This is a genomic window from Paracoccus sp. J55 (assembly GCF_000513975.1).
Taxonomy (GTDB): Bacteria; Pseudomonadota; Alphaproteobacteria; order Rhodobacterales; family Rhodobacteraceae; genus Paracoccus.
In genome coordinates this window covers 104,230-118,871 of sequence record NZ_AZVA01000009.1, presented here as the reverse complement: position 1 = coordinate 118,871, position 14,642 = coordinate 104,230, and the positions used below count along the sequence as shown (strand labels likewise).

The following is a 14,642-nucleotide window of genomic DNA, read 5'->3' as shown; positions in this document are numbered from 1 at the left end:
CCACGCGAACATTGCAAAACGCGCAAAGATACATAATCGGGCGGTTATGCAGCGCCCCTGTGCCGTTCAGTCCAGCGCGATCTGCCTGACCCCCATCAGCAGTTCGGCCAGCAGCACCGCCTGTGCCTCGAACATGCCCGAGCCCGGCATCGTGCCGCAGCCTCTGGCGCGCGCGGCGGCGATCAGCGGCGGGATGGCCGGGCGGGTGACCACGTCGGCGACGAATTGCGCGGCGGTCAGCAGCCCGGCCTCGACCGGCAGCGGGTCGCCTTCGCGCATGCCCAGCGGCGTCGCATTCGCCACCAGCGCAAAGCCGCGCGGATCGGTGCCGCCGATGCGGATCCGGCCGGGAAAGGCAGCATCCAGCCGCGCGATCAGCGCGTCGCGCCGCGCCGCGTCGATGTCGTGCAGCGCCAGTTCCGAGGCGCCGCGCGCCAGGATCTCGTAGGCGATGGCCGAGCCGGCGCCGCCGGTCCCGACCAGCAGCGCCGGCTTGCCGGCGACGTCGAAGCCCTGCGCGGCGATGCCGTCCATGTAGCCCTGCCCGTCGGTCGCGTCGCCGATCCAGCCCTCGTCCCGGCGCAGCATGATGTTCACCGCGCCCGCGGCCCGCGCCCGCGCGGTGACGCGGCTGCAGAAGGCCAGGCAGGGCGCCTTGTGCGGCACCGTCACCACGATGCCCGGACAGTTCTGGACCGCCGCGGCCTGCGCCAGCCAGCCGGGCACGTCCTCGGGCAGGACGTGGAGCGGCACCACCATGCCGTTATGGCCGCGATCCGCCATGATCTGGCTGAGCGATGCCGGCGATTTCACCTGCCCGATCGGATGGCCGATGATCGGGAAGAATGCCGTCTCTCCGTCGATGCGCAGCGGTTGGGCCATGCTGGTTCCTCTTTCCCTCTTGCGGACAGCGCCCCCGGCCTGGCCGCGCCTTGAAACAATCACGCGCCCCGCCGTCAGGAAATGGACGATAGGGGCGGAACATTGGATTTTCGCGCCTCTGCGCCGCGGGGGGCGATTCCGGCGCCTCTTCCGGTTCGAAGCGGAAGATCGCAGAAAGTGGAATATCATTCAATATTAAAATTGACTTCCGATACTCCTTCTGGCTTGATGCCCGGGAAGGTCGGAAGGAGGGATGTCCATGGATCGGATCGCGGTCGCCGTCATTGGTGCGGGAGTCATCGGGCGCACGCATATCGACACGCTGGCGCGCCTGTCGGGGCTGCGGCTGTCGGCGCTGGTCGATCCCGCCCCCTCGGGCCGGGCGCTGGCCGAATCGCTGGGCGTGCCCTGCCTGCCGGACGTGGCGGCGCTGATCGATTCGGGTCTGGCGCAGGCCGCCATCGTGGCGACGCCGAACGAAACGCATCTGCCGGTCTCGGCCGCGTTGCTGCGCGCCGGCATCCCGGTGCTGCTGGAAAAGCCGGTGGCCGAAAGCCTCGATTCGGCGCGGCAGCTGATCGCGGTGGCTGATGAGACCGGCGTGCCGCTGCTGGTCGGCCATCACCGCCGGCACAATCCGATCATCCGCGCCGCGCATGAGGCTATCCGCGGCGGCCTGCTGGGCGATCTGGTCATGGCGACCGTGACCTGTTCGCTGGCCAAGCCCGACGATTATTTCCAGGCGCCCTGGCGGCGCAGCAAGGGTGCGGGCGGGCCGCTGCTGATCAACCTGGTGCACGAGATCGACCTGCTGCGGCATTTCTTCGGCGAGATCGCCGAGGTGCAGGCCATCGCCAGCCATGCCCGCCGCGGCTTCCCGGTCGAGGACACGGCGGCGGTCTGCCTGCGCTTTGCGGGGGGCGGGCTGGCGACGCTGTGCATCTCGGACGCGGCGGTCGGGCCCTGGGCCTGGGACCTGACGGCAGGAGAGAACATGGCGCGGTTTCCGGCGCATCGCGTCCCGGCGCATCATTATGCCGGCAGCCGGGCGGGGTTGTCGCTGCCCGACCTGCTGCTGTGGCAGCCGCCCGGCGCGCCGGACTGGACGCAAGAGCTGCAACCCCGTCTGCTGCCCGTCTGCCACGGCGATCCCTATGAGGCGCAGCTGGCGCATTTCGCCGATCTGGTGCGTCATGGCGGGACGCCGCGCGTCTCGGCCCGCGACGCCACCGCCAACCTGATCGTGCTCGACGCCATCCGCGCAGCGGCCGAGACGGGGCAACGCGTCGCGGTTGACCTTTCGGCGCTGAACCACGAACCTGAAACCGCCTTCAACAGCGGAAGCGGATCATGAGCAGCGTTCTGGAAAAAGCCCTCGCCATCGTCGAACTTCTGGTCGATCACCCGATGGGCCTGCCGGTCACCACCATCGCGGCGGTGACCGAACAGCCGGCCAGCGGCGTGCATCGCACCCTGCAGGAACTGGCGCGGCTGGGCTATGTCCGGCAGTTGCAGGCGGGCGGCGACTACGGGCTGACCATCAAGCTGCCGGCCCTGGGCCTGGGCTTCATGGGCCGCGCCGGCATCACCGATGTCGCCCAGCCGGTGCTGGACCAGCTGGCCGCCGACAGCGGCGAGCTGATCCGGCTGTCGGTGATCGACGGCGAGCGGCTGATCTGGGTGGCGGTGGCGCAGGGCGCGACGCGCGGCTTGCGCTATGACCCGGGGCAGGAGCAGGGCGTGGTCGTGCACCTTGCCAGCTCGGCCGGCGGCAAGGCCTGGCTGGCCAGCATGAGCGACGACGAGGCGCTGGCGCGCGTCGGCGCGCAGGGCCTGCTGCGCCAGGCCGAGGGCATGGGGCCGAACGCGCCGACCAGCATCTCCCTGCTGCTGCAGCAGCTGGCCGAGGCGCGGGCGCGCGGCTATGCCACGGCGGTGGACAGCTATATCGCCGGCATGGCGGCCATGGCGGTGCCGGTGCGCTATCACGGCGACGGGCCGGTGCTGGGCTGCCTGTCCATCGCCGGTCCGGCGGTGCGCATGACGCCCGAGCGGATGGCGGAACTGGCGCCGCGCCTTCAGGCCGCGGCCGGGGAACTGGGCGCCGCCGCCGCGGGAACCAAGTATTTTCAGGCAAATGTCAGGGCAATCGACGCCGATGCCGAGGACGGGCGGAAAAGCGCATAGGCTTTTTCCCGGCTCGCGCCCCTGACGGGCAGGAGTGAATGGACGTTTCATCCGAACGCAGGCTGGCCTGCGATGTGCTGGTCATTGGCTCGGGGGCCTCGGGGCTGGCGGCGGCGGTCACGGCGGCGCATTTCGGCCTGCGCGTGGTGCTGGCCGAGAAGGCGCCGGTCTTTGGCGGCACCTCGGCTTGGTCGGGGGGCTGGCTGTGGATCCCGCGCAATCCCTTGGCCCGGGCCGCCGGCATCGACGAGCCGCCGGAAGCGCCCCGCGAATACCTGCGCAGCGAACTCGGCAACCGCGCCAGCGACCCGCGGCTGGAGGCGTTTCTGGAGAACGGCCCCGAGATGGTGGCCTTCTTCCAGGACCATACGGCAATGCGCTGGGTGGACGGCAATGCGGTCCCGGATTTCCACGAGACTCCGGGCGCCGCGAAAGGCGGGCGTTCGGTCACGGCCATGCCCTATGACGGGCGCGAGCTGGGCGGCTGGATCGGCAAGCTGCGCCCGCCGCTGGACGTGGCGAGCCTTTGGGGCATGGGCATCGCCAGCGGCGCCGACATGCGGCATTTCTTCCGCGCCAGCCGCAGCCCGCGCTCGGCGCTATATGCGGCGGGGCGGATCGCGCGGCATCTGCGCGACCTGGCGCTGCACCGGCGCGGCATGCAGCTGGTCAACGGCAATGCGCTGGTGGCGCGGCTGCTGCGTTCGGCGCGGGACAAGGGCGTGGTGCTGCTCGACAGCGCGCCGGTCTTGGCGCTGCAGCGGCAGGGCGGCCGCGTCGCGGGTGCGCGGCTTTCGACGCCGCAGGGCGAATTGCTGGTCGAGGCGGCGCGCGGCGTGGTGCTGGCGACCGGCGGCTTCCCGCATGATCCGGCGCGGCTGGAGGCGTTGGCCCCGCGGGCAGGCGGCGGGGCGGGGCATTTCTCGGCCGCGCCGCGCGCCAATACCGGCGACGGGCTGCGGCTGGCCGAGGGGGTGGGGGCTGCCGTCGATGGCGAGCTGGCCTCGAACGTCGCGCTGGCGCCGGTGTCGCTGGTGCCGCGCCGGGACGGCCCGCCCGCGCATTTCCCGCATCTGGTCGAGCGCGCCAAGCCCGGCATCATCGCCGTGACGCCGCAGGGCCGGCGCTTCGTCAGCGAGGCCGACAGCTATCACGATTTCATGCGGGCGCTGATCGCCGCCACGCCGCCGGGCGAGCCGCCGCATTGCTGGCTGATCGCCGATCACAAGGCGCAGCGCCGCTGGGGGCTGGGCTGGTCCAAGCCCTTCCCCTTCCCGCTGGGGCCGGCGCTGCGCAGCGGCTATCTGAAGCGCGGCCGCACGCTGGAGGAACTGGCCCGCGCCTGCGCCATCCCCGGCGTGGCGCTGGCCGAGACCGTGGCCCGCTTCAATGCCCATGCCCAACGCGGCGAGGATCCCGACTTCCAGCGCGGCGAAAGCCTCTACAACCGCGTGCAGGGCGATGCGGAACAGGGGCCGAACCCCTCGCTGGGGCCGCTGCTGCGGGGGCCGTTCTACGCCGTCAGGATCGTGCCCGGCTCGCTCGGCACCTTTGCCGGGGTCAGTACCGATGCGGCGGCGCGGGTGCTGGACCGGGACGGCCAGCCGATCCCCGGCCTTTACGCCGTGGGCAACGACATGGCCTCGGTCATGGGCGGGCATTACCCGTCGGGCGGCATCACGCTGGGGCCCGGCATGACATTCGGCTATATCGCCGGCCGCGTTCTGGCCGGCCTGCCCGTGACCGGGCTTTCACAGGAGGAAACGTCATGAGCTATTACGAACTCGCCACCCTCGACACGGTGATCTTCGGCGCCGGCAAGGCCGCGCCGGGCATCGAGGCCTGGGCGGCGCAAGGGCAGGGCCGGCTGTGCGGCGCCTGGGGCACCGATATCGGCACGCTAAACCGGGTCTTTGTGCTGCGTGCCTTCGACAGCCTCGCGCAGCTTCATGAGGAGCGCGAGCGCGCCCTGCGTTCGGACAACCCCTTCGGCTGCGCCGAGCAGCTGGTGCGGCTGTCGATGGAGAGCTATCGGGCGCTCGACTTCCTGCCGCCGGTCCAGCCCGGCAGCTTCGGCCCGGTCTACGAGTTCCGGACCTACAGGACCAGGGTGAACGGCATCCTGCCCACCATGGAGAAATGGCGCGCGGCGGTGCCGGAGCGCGAGGTCTATTCGAAGCTGACCGTCGCCATGTACGGGCTGGACGGCGAACCGCGCCTGACCCAGATCTGGCCCTATGAAAGCCTGGCTGCGCGCAGCGAGGCGCGGGCGAAATCGGTCGCGGACGGCAAATGGCCGCCCAAGGGCGGGCCGGACTGGCTGTCGCCCGACATGACCAGCCAGATCGCGCTGCCGCTCGGCTTCTCCCCGCTCAAGTGAGGCTGTGATGACGCATCCGCTTTCGCTGGCCTTTCTGACCACTTTCGAGGTCGGCCCCGCCGAGGCCGTCCGCATCGCCGCCGCCACCGGCTACCAGATGGTCGGGTTGCGCATCCTGCCCGCCGCGCCGGGGGCCGAGCCGGACTATCCGCTGCTGACCGACGACCGGCTGCTGGCCGAGGTGCGCGCGGCGCTGGCCGATACCGGCATCCGGGTCGGCGATGTCGAGATCGTGCGCCTGAAGCCGGAAAACGACTGGGATCTTTTCGCCCGGTTCTGCGCCCGCTGCGAGGCGCTGGAGGCGCGCCACGTGCTTGTCGCCGGCGATGACGCGGACCTTGGCCGGCTGACCGACAGCTTCGCGCGCTTCTGCGCGCTGGCCGCGCCGCACGGGCTGACGGCGGACCTGGAATTCATGCCCTGGACCGCCGTGCCCGACCTGACCGCCGCGTGGCGGATCGTCGAGGCGGCCGGCCGGCCGAACGGCGGCGTGCTGGTCGATGCGCTGCATTACGACCGCTCGGCCACCACCCCGGCGCAGATCGCGGCGCTGCCGCGCCATCGGGTGAACTATGTCCAGCTCTGCGACGGCGCCGTGCCCTATGACCCCAGCGACGAGGGCCTGATCCGGGTGGCGCGGGGCGAGCGGCTGTTTCCGGGGCAGGGCGGCATCGACCTGATCGGCTTGGCGCGGGCGATCCCGGAGGGCGTCACCGTCAGCGTCGAGGTGCCGCATCGCGCCCTGGCCGGCAAGGTCGATGCGCTTGGCCGCGCCGCCATGGCCCATGCCGCGACCATGGCGATCCTGCGCGCGGCGGGCCGGGCCTGAACCGCATCGGCGCAGCGAATTTCCGCAAGAAATCCGCCGCGTTCCCGGCTAGGATCGGCGCATGAAGGAACTGACTCTCCGCCAGGTCGAGGTGATCCGCGCCGTGATGATGGCCGGCACCATCCAGGGCGCGGCCAAGCTGTTGAACGTCTCGGCCCCCGGCATTTCCCGGCTGGTCAAGCATACCGAGGAATCGCTGGGCATCCGGCTGTTCGAGCGCAAGGCGGGGCTGTTCGTGCCCTCGACCGAGGCGGCGGCGATCTTCGAGATGGTGCATCAGGTCCATCGCCAGATGGAGAACCTGAACACCGCCGTCGCATCATTGCGCAAGGGCGAGGACGTGCGGCTGTCCTTCGCCTCGGCGCCCTCGATCGCGCAATTCATCGCGGCGCGGGCGATCCGCGGCATCCGCACGCGCTTTCCCGACCTGTTCATCGACCTGAACATCCTGAAGATCGAGGAGACCTCGGACTACCTGCTGCTGGAACGCGGCGAATTCGTGCTGATGAGCTCGGCCATCGACAATTCGGCGCTGTCGAGCGCGCCGCTGGCGCATGGCCGGCTGGTCGCCATCGTCCCCGAGGGGCATCCGCTGGCGGAAAAGCCGGTGATCTCGGTGCATGATCTGGCGCGCGAGCCCTTTGTCGGCGTCGATCCCGCCGATCCCTATGGCGAGATCCTGGCCCAGCCGTTCCGCGACGCGGGGATCGAGCCGCGCTATTCCATGCGCGGCCGCTTCGCGCAGACCGTGGTCAGCCTGGTGCGCCACCGGCTGGGGGTGGCGATCATCGACGAATTCTCGGTGGCCGAGGTCTATATGCCCGGGGTGGTGCGCCGCCCGCTGGCCGAAAGCGCCGGCATCACCGCCTGGGTGGTGACGAAAAAGGACCGGCAGCTGTCGAGCTTTGCCGAATATGCCATCGGCCGGTTCCGCCGCGAGCTGGCGGTTGCCGTGGCGCGGGAAAGCTGGGACGCGCCCGTGCCCTGAAGGCGCGGCGGGGCGGGCAGGGCGGCCGGGTCGGGTCATCCGTCCGGCGGCCGGTGAACGGCCCCGCTTGCGCCATCCCGTAGCCGGATGAGCCTTGACCGGGCGGCCGGAATGGGCGCGCTCGTCATCGAGCCGCGCCGATAGCCCGGATCTCGATCCGCTGCCTTGGGCAGGTTGGCTGCGGGCGTCGATGCGCCCCTCGGATTGGGCGATCCGGGGGGATCAGCCGTGAAGGAGGCGATTGGCGGCCTCGCGAAGCACGCTCGCCACCTCGGGATGAGAATCGGCGGCCTTGTCCTGATAGGACCGGGCCGTCTCGTGCTCGCGTCCGGGCCGCAGCAGCGGCGAACTCAGAAGCAAGTCCATCAAGAATGCCCGGAGCGCCTCGCCGCGCTTGTCATCGCCTTTCATCGTCGGATTCCTCTTCCTGTCTGCTTTGCCCGATCCTGCCGCGTGGGCGCGGCGATGTGCAGGCACCGCGACGATGAGACAATTTCAAGGGATCGGAGGAAATCAGGCCGGTCGCGGAATGGCGTGTCATGCCGAAGCCCCGCCCGCACCGGCCGCAGGCTGAAAGCGCGGGCCGGCCGGCTTCCGGCGCTTGCGGGTCCAGGGCGGGGCGGCGGGCCGGGCCATGGCTCCCGGCGCCGAAAGCGCCCGGCCGCTGCCTTCCGCCGCTCAGGTCAGGGCTTCGCAGGCCCGGGCGATGGCGGCGCAGGCCTCTTCGATGACCTCCATCGAGGTCGCGGTCGAGATGCGGAAATAGGGTTCGAGCCCGTATGCGCCGCCATGGACCGAGGCGACGCCTGCCGCTTCCAGAAGATACAGGCTGAAATCCAGGTCGTTCCTGATCGTCCTGCCGTCCGGCGTCTTCTTGCCGATCAGCCCCGCGCAGCTGGGATAGAGGTAGAAGGCGCCGTCCGGCAGGCGGCAGGAAAGGCCGGGGATGGCATTGATCAGCGCGTGGGCGCGGTCGCGCCGCTGGCGATAGACCGCCACGGCCTCGTCGACCGAATGCTGGTCCGAGGTCAGCGCCGCGGCGGCGGCTGCCTGGCTGATCGAGGAGGGGCAGGACGACATCTGCGACTGCAGCTTGTTGATCGCATCGATCAGCGCCAGCGGCCCGACGCCGTAGCCGATCCGCCAGCCGGTCATGGCGTAGGACTTGGAGACGCCGTTGACGACCAGGGCCTGCGGCTTCAGTTCGGGCAGGACCGTCAGGATGCTGCAGGGTTCGAAATCGGCGAACCAGATCCGGTCGTAGATCTCGTCGCAGAGCACCATCACATGCGGATGGCGCAGCAGCACCTGCCCCAGCGCCCGCAACTCGTCGGCGCTGTAGGCGGCGCCGGTGGGGTTCGAGGGCGAGTTCAGGATCACCCAGCGGGTGTTGGCGGTGATCGCGGCCTCCAGCGCGTCGGGGGTCAGCTTGAAGCCGACCTCCTCGCCGCAGGGAACGACGACCGGGGTGCCGCCATTGGCGATGACCATGTCGGGATAGGACACCCAATAGGGCGCCGGGACGATGACCTCGTCCCCGGGCTCGACGGTGGCCATCAGCGCCACGAACAGCACCTGCTTGGCGCCGCCGCCGACGCAGATCTCGTTCAGTTCGCAATCGATGTTCAGCCGCGTCGCGAAGTCGTGCTGGATGGCCTTGCGCAGCGCGACCGTGCCGTTGACCGAGGTGTATTTCGTCTCGCCCCCTTCCATCGCCCGGATGGCGGCGGCCTTGATGTGGTCGGGTGTGTCGAAATCGGGCTCGCCCACGGTGAGGTTGAGGATCCTGCGTCCCTCGGCCTGCAGGTCGCGGACCTTCTGCGCGGCGGCGGTGCTGGGCGAGACGCGGATGCTGGTGACGCGCGAGGCCAGTTTGATGTTGCTCAAGGCAATCTCCATCGGTGCGGATTGTTCGGATGCCGGCGGGGCGGCGCGTTACTTGTTGCCGGTCAGGATCACGTCGTCGCCCACGCGCTTTGCGGTGCGCAGGCCGCCGGGGACCTGCAGCGTCGGCAGCAGCTCGATCAGGTTGATGTTGACGTATTGCGGCGTCCCGACCGCATATTCCACGGCATCGGCGATGTCCGAGACCTGCGGCATCTCGAAGCCTTCGTAATATTTGCGTTTCGCCTCGGCGGGGTCGATCTTCTCGACCTTGGCGAAGATGTCGGTCTCGACCCGGCCGGGGCTGATCTCGGTCACCCGGACGCGGCGGCCGAAGGCATCGACCCGCAACTGGCGCGAGACGGTATGCATCGCCGCCTTGGTGGCGTGATAGGCGATATGGCCGCCGAACTCGTAATGCCCGGCCATCGAGGTGATGTTGACGATATGGCCGCGGTCGCGTTCCATCATGCCGGGCAGCAGCAGCCGGGCCAGATGCAGGGCGGCGCGCAGGTTGACGTCGATCTGCTCGTCGATGTCGAAGGCGCTGGAGGTAAGGATGCTGCCCGGCCGCGACACGCCGGCATTGTTCACCAGCACGTCGACTTCCAGATCCTTGACCAGCGCGGTCACGGCCTCGGTGTCGGAAACGTCCACCGCATGCGGGATGACGCCGCATCGATCCGCCAGTTCCTGCAGCTTTTCGGCGTTGCGGGCCAAGGCGTGGACGGTCAGCCCCTTGGCGCGCAGCCGCTCGGCGATCGCCCAGCCCATTCCGCCCGAGGCGCCCGTCACCAATGCCGTCTTGTAATCCGAAAATGCCATGGTTCTGTCTTTCTTCTTAATGAATGCCCGGGGGTCAGATGTGGCGGGTCAGCGGGGCGATGGTCGCGCCGCCCGCCGTGATGCCTTCGCGCAGCCGCCGCGCCAGTTCGACCGCGCCTGCCGTGTCGGAATGGACCAGGATGGACTGCACCGGCATCGGGATGACCTGGCCGTCCACCGTGTCGACCTGCCGGTCGCGGATGACCCGCATGACGCGGGCCACGACCTGCTCGGCATCGTGGATGACCGCCCCCGGCTGGCTGCGGGGGGCAAGCTGGCCGCTGGCCAGATAGCCGCGGTCGGCCAGGAACAGGCGGACCACATTGCCGCCCATCTCCAGCGCGGCCTTTTCCAGGGCGCTGCCCGGCAGGACCAGGAAGGCGATCTCGGGGTCGAAGGCCATGGTCGCGCGCGCCACCGCCGCCGCGATGGCGGGATCGGAGCTGGCGAGATTGCCAAGCGCGCCATGCGGATTCATGTGGGTGATGCGATGCCCGGCGCGCCCCGCCAGCCCGGCCAGCGCGCCCAGCTGATAAAGCACATGGCATTCCAGTTCCGGCAGGTCCATGTCCATCCGGCGGCGTCCGAAACCCATGCGGTCGGGAAAGCTGACATGCGCGCCCAGATCGACGCCATGCTCTTTGGCCAGCCGGATGGTGCGGTCCATGATGACCGGATCGCCGGCATGGTAGCCGCAGGCCACGTTGGCCGAGCTGATCTGCGCCATCAGCGCCTCGTCATCGGCGATGCGATAGGGGCCGAAGCCCTCTCCCATGTCCGAGTTGATGTCGATGATCATGGCTTGGTCTCCAATGTCAGGACGGTGTCGCCGTGGCCGAACAGGGTGCCGGGTTCCGGGATCTGCGACGCGATGGTGCCATCCGCCGGGGCGGTGAGGGCGGCGCGGACGGCGCCTCGCGCGACATAGCCCAGAAGCTCGCCGGTGCGGACCGCGTCGCCGGGCGCAAGGGCGGGCAGGCCGTCGTCGCTGCCGCGCGGCAGGAAGCGGCCGATGTCGGGGCTGCGCGCGGCGGCGGTCGCCGTCGCCGGCTGCGTCCGGGCCGCGGCGGCCGGTGCGGGTCCGGCCGGCAGGACCAGGCGCAGGAACATGTCCCCGCCCTCGATCTCCAGCGTGCCGACGCCATGCGCGCGCATCGCGTCCAGAAGCCGGGTAAGGTCTTGCTTGTCGAACATCACTGCCATCCCCCCTGCCGGACGCGGAACGCTTCCAGCTCGGCGCGGAGTCCGGCCAGGCTTTCCTGCTGCGCCCTTGCGGCCTCGGCCGCCTCGGCCAGTGTCACCCGGCGAAAGCGCAGGCGGTCGCCCGGCCGCGCCTGCGCGATGCGCCACAGGTCAGGCTCGATGACCGCCGCGATCTTGGGATAGCCGCCCATGGTCGCGGAATCGGCCAGCTGGATGATCGGCTGCCCGCCGCCCGGCACCTGCACGATCCCCGGCGCGATCCCGTGCGAGCGCAATTCGCCCGACGCGGCATAGGCCAGCGGCTCGCCCTCCAGCCGATAGCCCTGGCGGTTGCTTTGCTGGCTGACCGCATAGGGCGTGGTCCAGAACGCCTCGCGCGAGGCCGGGGCGAAATCCCCGTGCTCGGCCGAGGGCAGGGCGCGCAATTCGATCTCTGCGACCCCCGGGGCACGCAGCGCGGGCATGGTCAGGCTGAACCCCGCAAGCGGCAGCGGCGCGGCATCCGCCGCGGCGCGCAGCAGGTCGCCGGTGGCAAGGACGCGGCCTTCCAGCCCGCCGAAGCCTTCGCGCAGCTGCGTGCTGCGCGAGCCCAGCACCGCCGGCACGTCGATCCCGCCGGGCAGGGCCAGATAGGTGCGGGCGCCCGATGTCATCGGGCCAAGCTCCAGCACCTCGCCCTCGTCCGCCATGCCCGCCCAGACCCGGGGCAGGGGGCGGCCGGCCAGCGTCGCGCCGCAGGCCGCGCCCGCCAGCGCAAAGGCGCCGGCCTGCCGGAACCGGAACCGTGCCGGCGTCAGCGGGATTTCCAGCGTCGCGGCATCCTCGTCATTGCCCAGCAGCATGTTGGCGATGCCATGCGACAGGGCGTCCATGACCCCGGCGCGGCCAAGGCCCTGCGACCAATAGCCGTCGCGTCCCAGGTCCTGCACCGTCGCGCCCGGCGGAATGAAAAGAACCTCGATCATGCCTTGACCTCGACGGGGTTGAAGCGGATCCGGTCGCCGGGCCGCAGCAGCGCGGCGGGGCTGCGGCCGGGGTCGAAGAAGGACAGGCCGGTGCTGCCGATGGTGTTCCAGCCGCTGGGGCCCGCCGAGGCCGAGACCCCGGTCTGCAGCCCCGCCAGCGACAGCGACCCGCCCGGCAGCCGGGGCAGCGGCACCTTGCGGCGCGGCGTTTCCAGCCGGGGATCCAGGCCGCCCAGATAGCAATAGCCGGCATGGCTGCCGACCGCATAGACCGTGTATTCCGGTGCGGCATGCAGGCGCACCACCTTGTCCACCGGCAGGCCGGTCATCTCGGCCACCTCGGCCAGATGCGGGCCGTCATAGGCCATGTCGATGGCCAGAAGCCGGCCCTCGACCTGCTTGCGGATGCCGCTTTCCCACAGCGCGGTCAGGTCCTTCTCGATCCGGTCGAGTTCGGTCGGGACATGGTCCAGAAGCAGGGTGACATTGGTCATGCCGGGCACGGCTTCGCGCACGCCCTTCCAGGTGGCGGCCTCGTCGGCGACGGCCCAGATACGCTGCTGGTTGGCAAGGTCGAAGGGGCAGGAGGGCTGGAACAGCACCGCCCGGCTGCCGATCATGGAAAGCTTCGCGTCAGGCATGGCGGGATTTCCGGGTTTCGAGCCAGTGTTCGAGATGGTGGATGCTGACCCCCCCGGCCGAGAAGCCGGGCTCTGCCAGCATCTGCCGGTGCAGCGGGATATTGGTCGAGACGCCTTCCACCCGCGCCTCGGCCAGCGCGGTGCGGGCGCGGGCCAGCGCCTCGTCGCGGTCGGCGCCATGGGCGATGATCTTGCCGATCATCGAATCGTAGCTCGCCGGGATCTCCGAACCGGCGCCCACATGGGTATCCACGCGGATGCCCGGCCCGCCGGGCATATGCATCGCCGTGATCCGGCCGGGGCTGGGGGCGAAGCTGTCCGGGTCCTCGGCATTGATCCGGCATTCGATGGCATGGCCGTGGGCGCGCACCTGGTCCTGGGTGATCGGCAGCGGCTTGCCGCGCGCCACGTCGATCTGCATGGCCAGGATGTCCAGCCCGGTGACCATTTCCGTCACCGGGTGCTCGACCTGGATGCGGGTGTTCATCTCGATGAAATAGAACTGCCCGTCCTCGTAGAGGAATTCGAAGGTGCCGGCGCCGACATAGCCGATCCGGCGGCAGGAGGCGGCGCAGCGTTCGCCGATTTCCGCGATCAGTGCCCGGTCGATGCCCGGCGCCGGGGCCTCTTCGATCAGCTTCTGGTGGCGGCGCTGCATCGAGCAGTCGCGGTCGCCCAGCCACAGCGCATGTCCATGTGCATCGGCAAGCACCTGGATTTCCACATGGCGCGGCCTTTCGAGGAATTTCTCGATATAGATGTCGGCATTGCCGAAGAAGCGGCCGGCCTCTTGCCGGGTGACCATGAAGGCATCGGCCAGCTCGGATTCGGTCCGCACGACGCGCATGCCGCGCCCGCCGCCGCCGCCGGCCGCCTTCAGGATGACGGGATAGCCGATCCCGGCGGCGATCGGGCGGATGGCGTCGGGATCGTCTGGCAGCACGCTGTCCGGGCCGGGCACGCAGGGCACGCCGGCGGCGATCATGGCGCGCTTGGCCTCGACCTTGTCGCCCATCATCCGCATGACCGGGGCGCCGGGTCCGACCAGCCGCCGGCCCGCGGCCTCGACGGCCTCGGCGAATTCCGGGCGCTCGGAGAGGAAGCCATAGCCGGGATGGATCAGGCCCGCGCCGCTGGCCTCGGCGGCTGCCAGAAGCGCGGGGATGTTCAGATAGCTCTTGGCGGCCGGTGCGGGCCCGATGCAGATCGCCTGATCGGCCAGGTGCAGCCAGGCGGCGTCGCGATCCGCCTCGGAATGCGCGCAGACGACGCGCAGGCCAAGCCGGCGGCAGGCGCGGATGATGCGCAGGGCGATCTCGCCCCGGTTGGCCACCAGCAGGCAGTCCATGTCGATCGCGGCCATCAGCGGATCCTCATCAGCGGCGCGCCCGCCTCGACCGTCACGCCGTCTCCGACCATGATGGCCTCGACGGTGCCTGCTTGGGGCGCGGGGATGGCGGTCATCATCTTCATCGCCTCGATGACGCAGATCGTCTGGCCGGCCTCGACGCGGGCGCCGACCTCGACAAAGGCCGTCCCGCCGGATTCGGGGCGCAGGTGGCACAGGCCCGCCAGCGGGGCGGTGACGGCATCTGCCTCGGGCGCCGCCGGGGCGGCCTGCGCCGCCTCGATGGCGGGTTGCGCGGGCAGAGGGGCGTCGCCCGCGCCGCGGCGGATGGTGATCCGGTGCCCCTCGGCCGAAAAGGCGAACTCGGCCAGATGGGTTTCGGCGGCCCATTCCATCCCCGAGATGATGGAGTCGATGGTGATCGGCATGCGAAGGGCGTCGTCCCTGTGCGAAGTTGCGTTCTCTTGCGATTGGTAGCACCGCCGCTTCGCAATGATGTCAGAGCGGTTT

At 70.2% G+C, this 14,642-nt stretch carries 16 protein-coding genes; 6 read left to right on the top strand and 10 right to left on the bottom strand.

Annotated features, from left to right (window positions below):
• Positions 1-66: 66 nt before the first annotated feature.
• Positions 67-882 carry a shikimate dehydrogenase gene (locus PARJ55_RS0110830; protein ID WP_028713063.1) on the bottom strand — a complete coding sequence of 272 codons (816 nt, stop codon included), beginning with the start codon at positions 880-882 and terminating at the stop codon, positions 67-69.
• A gap of 259 nt (positions 883-1,141) precedes the next feature.
• Between PARJ55_RS0110830 and PARJ55_RS0110825 the strand changes: the two genes are divergently transcribed.
• From PARJ55_RS0110825 to PARJ55_RS0110800, 6 genes are all read left to right on the top strand, one after another.
• Positions 1,142-2,236, top strand: a complete 1,095-nt coding sequence (locus tag PARJ55_RS0110825) for a Gfo/Idh/MocA family protein (RefSeq protein WP_028713062.1) — start codon at positions 1,142-1,144, stop codon at positions 2,234-2,236.
• Complete coding sequence (locus PARJ55_RS0110820) at positions 2,233-3,069, top strand: IclR family transcriptional regulator (RefSeq protein ID WP_028713061.1); 837 nt, start codon at positions 2,233-2,235, stop codon at positions 3,067-3,069. Before PARJ55_RS0110825 ends, PARJ55_RS0110820 begins: the two co-directional genes overlap by 4 nt.
• A gap of 38 nt (positions 3,070-3,107) precedes the next feature.
• Positions 3,108-4,841 (top strand): FAD-dependent oxidoreductase, encoded by a 1,734-nt coding sequence (locus PARJ55_RS0110815; RefSeq protein ID WP_028713060.1) that lies wholly within the window; start codon positions 3,108-3,110, stop codon positions 4,839-4,841.
• Complete coding sequence (locus PARJ55_RS0110810) at positions 4,838-5,449, top strand: NIPSNAP family protein (protein ID WP_028713059.1); 612 nt, start codon at positions 4,838-4,840, stop codon at positions 5,447-5,449. The genes PARJ55_RS0110815 and PARJ55_RS0110810 overlap by 4 nt, the downstream gene beginning before the upstream one ends.
• A 7-nt stretch (positions 5,450-5,456) precedes the next feature.
• On the top strand, positions 5,457-6,278 hold the full coding sequence (locus tag PARJ55_RS0110805; RefSeq protein WP_028713058.1) for a sugar phosphate isomerase/epimerase: 822 nt from the start codon (positions 5,457-5,459) through the stop codon (positions 6,276-6,278).
• A 61-nt stretch (positions 6,279-6,339) separates the two neighbouring features.
• Positions 6,340-7,266 carry a LysR family transcriptional regulator gene (locus tag PARJ55_RS0110800; protein ID WP_028713057.1) on the top strand — a complete coding sequence of 309 codons (927 nt, stop codon included), beginning with the start codon at positions 6,340-6,342 and terminating at the stop codon, positions 7,264-7,266.
• A gap of 222 nt (positions 7,267-7,488) precedes the next feature.
• Here the strand turns inward: PARJ55_RS0110800 and PARJ55_RS0110795 are convergent, their stop codons facing one another.
• The 9 genes from PARJ55_RS0110795 to PARJ55_RS0110755 form a co-directional block, all read right to left on the bottom strand.
• Entirely contained in the window at positions 7,489-7,677 is a 189-nt protein-coding gene (locus PARJ55_RS0110795) for a hypothetical protein (protein WP_028713056.1), read from the bottom strand.
• 267 nt (positions 7,678-7,944) lie between these two features.
• Positions 7,945-9,153: an aspartate transaminase gene (locus PARJ55_RS0110790; RefSeq protein WP_028713055.1), complete on the bottom strand. Its 1,209-nt coding sequence runs from the start codon at positions 9,151-9,153 to the stop codon at positions 7,945-7,947.
• 48 nt (positions 9,154-9,201) lie between these two features.
• Positions 9,202-9,975 (bottom strand): SDR family oxidoreductase, encoded by a 774-nt coding sequence (locus PARJ55_RS0110785; protein ID WP_028713054.1) that lies wholly within the window; start codon positions 9,973-9,975, stop codon positions 9,202-9,204.
• A gap of 34 nt (positions 9,976-10,009) precedes the next feature.
• Positions 10,010-10,774: a LamB/YcsF family protein gene (locus PARJ55_RS0110780; protein WP_028713053.1), complete on the bottom strand. Its 765-nt coding sequence runs from the start codon at positions 10,772-10,774 to the stop codon at positions 10,010-10,012.
• Positions 10,771-11,169 (bottom strand): hypothetical protein, encoded by a 399-nt coding sequence (locus PARJ55_RS0110775; RefSeq protein ID WP_028713052.1) that lies wholly within the window; start codon positions 11,167-11,169, stop codon positions 10,771-10,773. Before PARJ55_RS0110775 ends, PARJ55_RS0110780 begins: the two co-directional genes overlap by 4 nt.
• The gene (locus PARJ55_RS0110770; RefSeq protein ID WP_028713051.1) at positions 11,169-12,143 is read right to left on the bottom strand and encodes a biotin-dependent carboxyltransferase family protein; all 975 of its coding nucleotides are present in this window, start codon (positions 12,141-12,143) and stop codon (positions 11,169-11,171) included. Before PARJ55_RS0110770 ends, PARJ55_RS0110775 begins: the two co-directional genes overlap by 1 nt.
• Positions 12,140-12,784, bottom strand: a complete 645-nt coding sequence (gene pxpB / locus PARJ55_RS0110765; RefSeq protein ID WP_028713050.1) for a 5-oxoprolinase subunit PxpB — start codon at positions 12,782-12,784, stop codon at positions 12,140-12,142. The genes PARJ55_RS0110770 and pxpB overlap by 4 nt, the downstream gene beginning before the upstream one ends.
• Entirely contained in the window at positions 12,777-14,147 is a 1,371-nt protein-coding gene (accC, locus tag PARJ55_RS0110760) for an acetyl-CoA carboxylase biotin carboxylase subunit (RefSeq protein WP_028713049.1), read from the bottom strand. Before accC ends, pxpB begins: the two co-directional genes overlap by 8 nt.
• On the bottom strand, positions 14,147-14,560 hold the full coding sequence (locus tag PARJ55_RS0110755) for an acetyl-CoA carboxylase biotin carboxyl carrier protein subunit (RefSeq protein ID WP_028713048.1): 414 nt from the start codon (positions 14,558-14,560) through the stop codon (positions 14,147-14,149). The genes accC and PARJ55_RS0110755 overlap by 1 nt, the downstream gene beginning before the upstream one ends.
• Positions 14,561-14,642 lie beyond the last annotated feature (82 nt).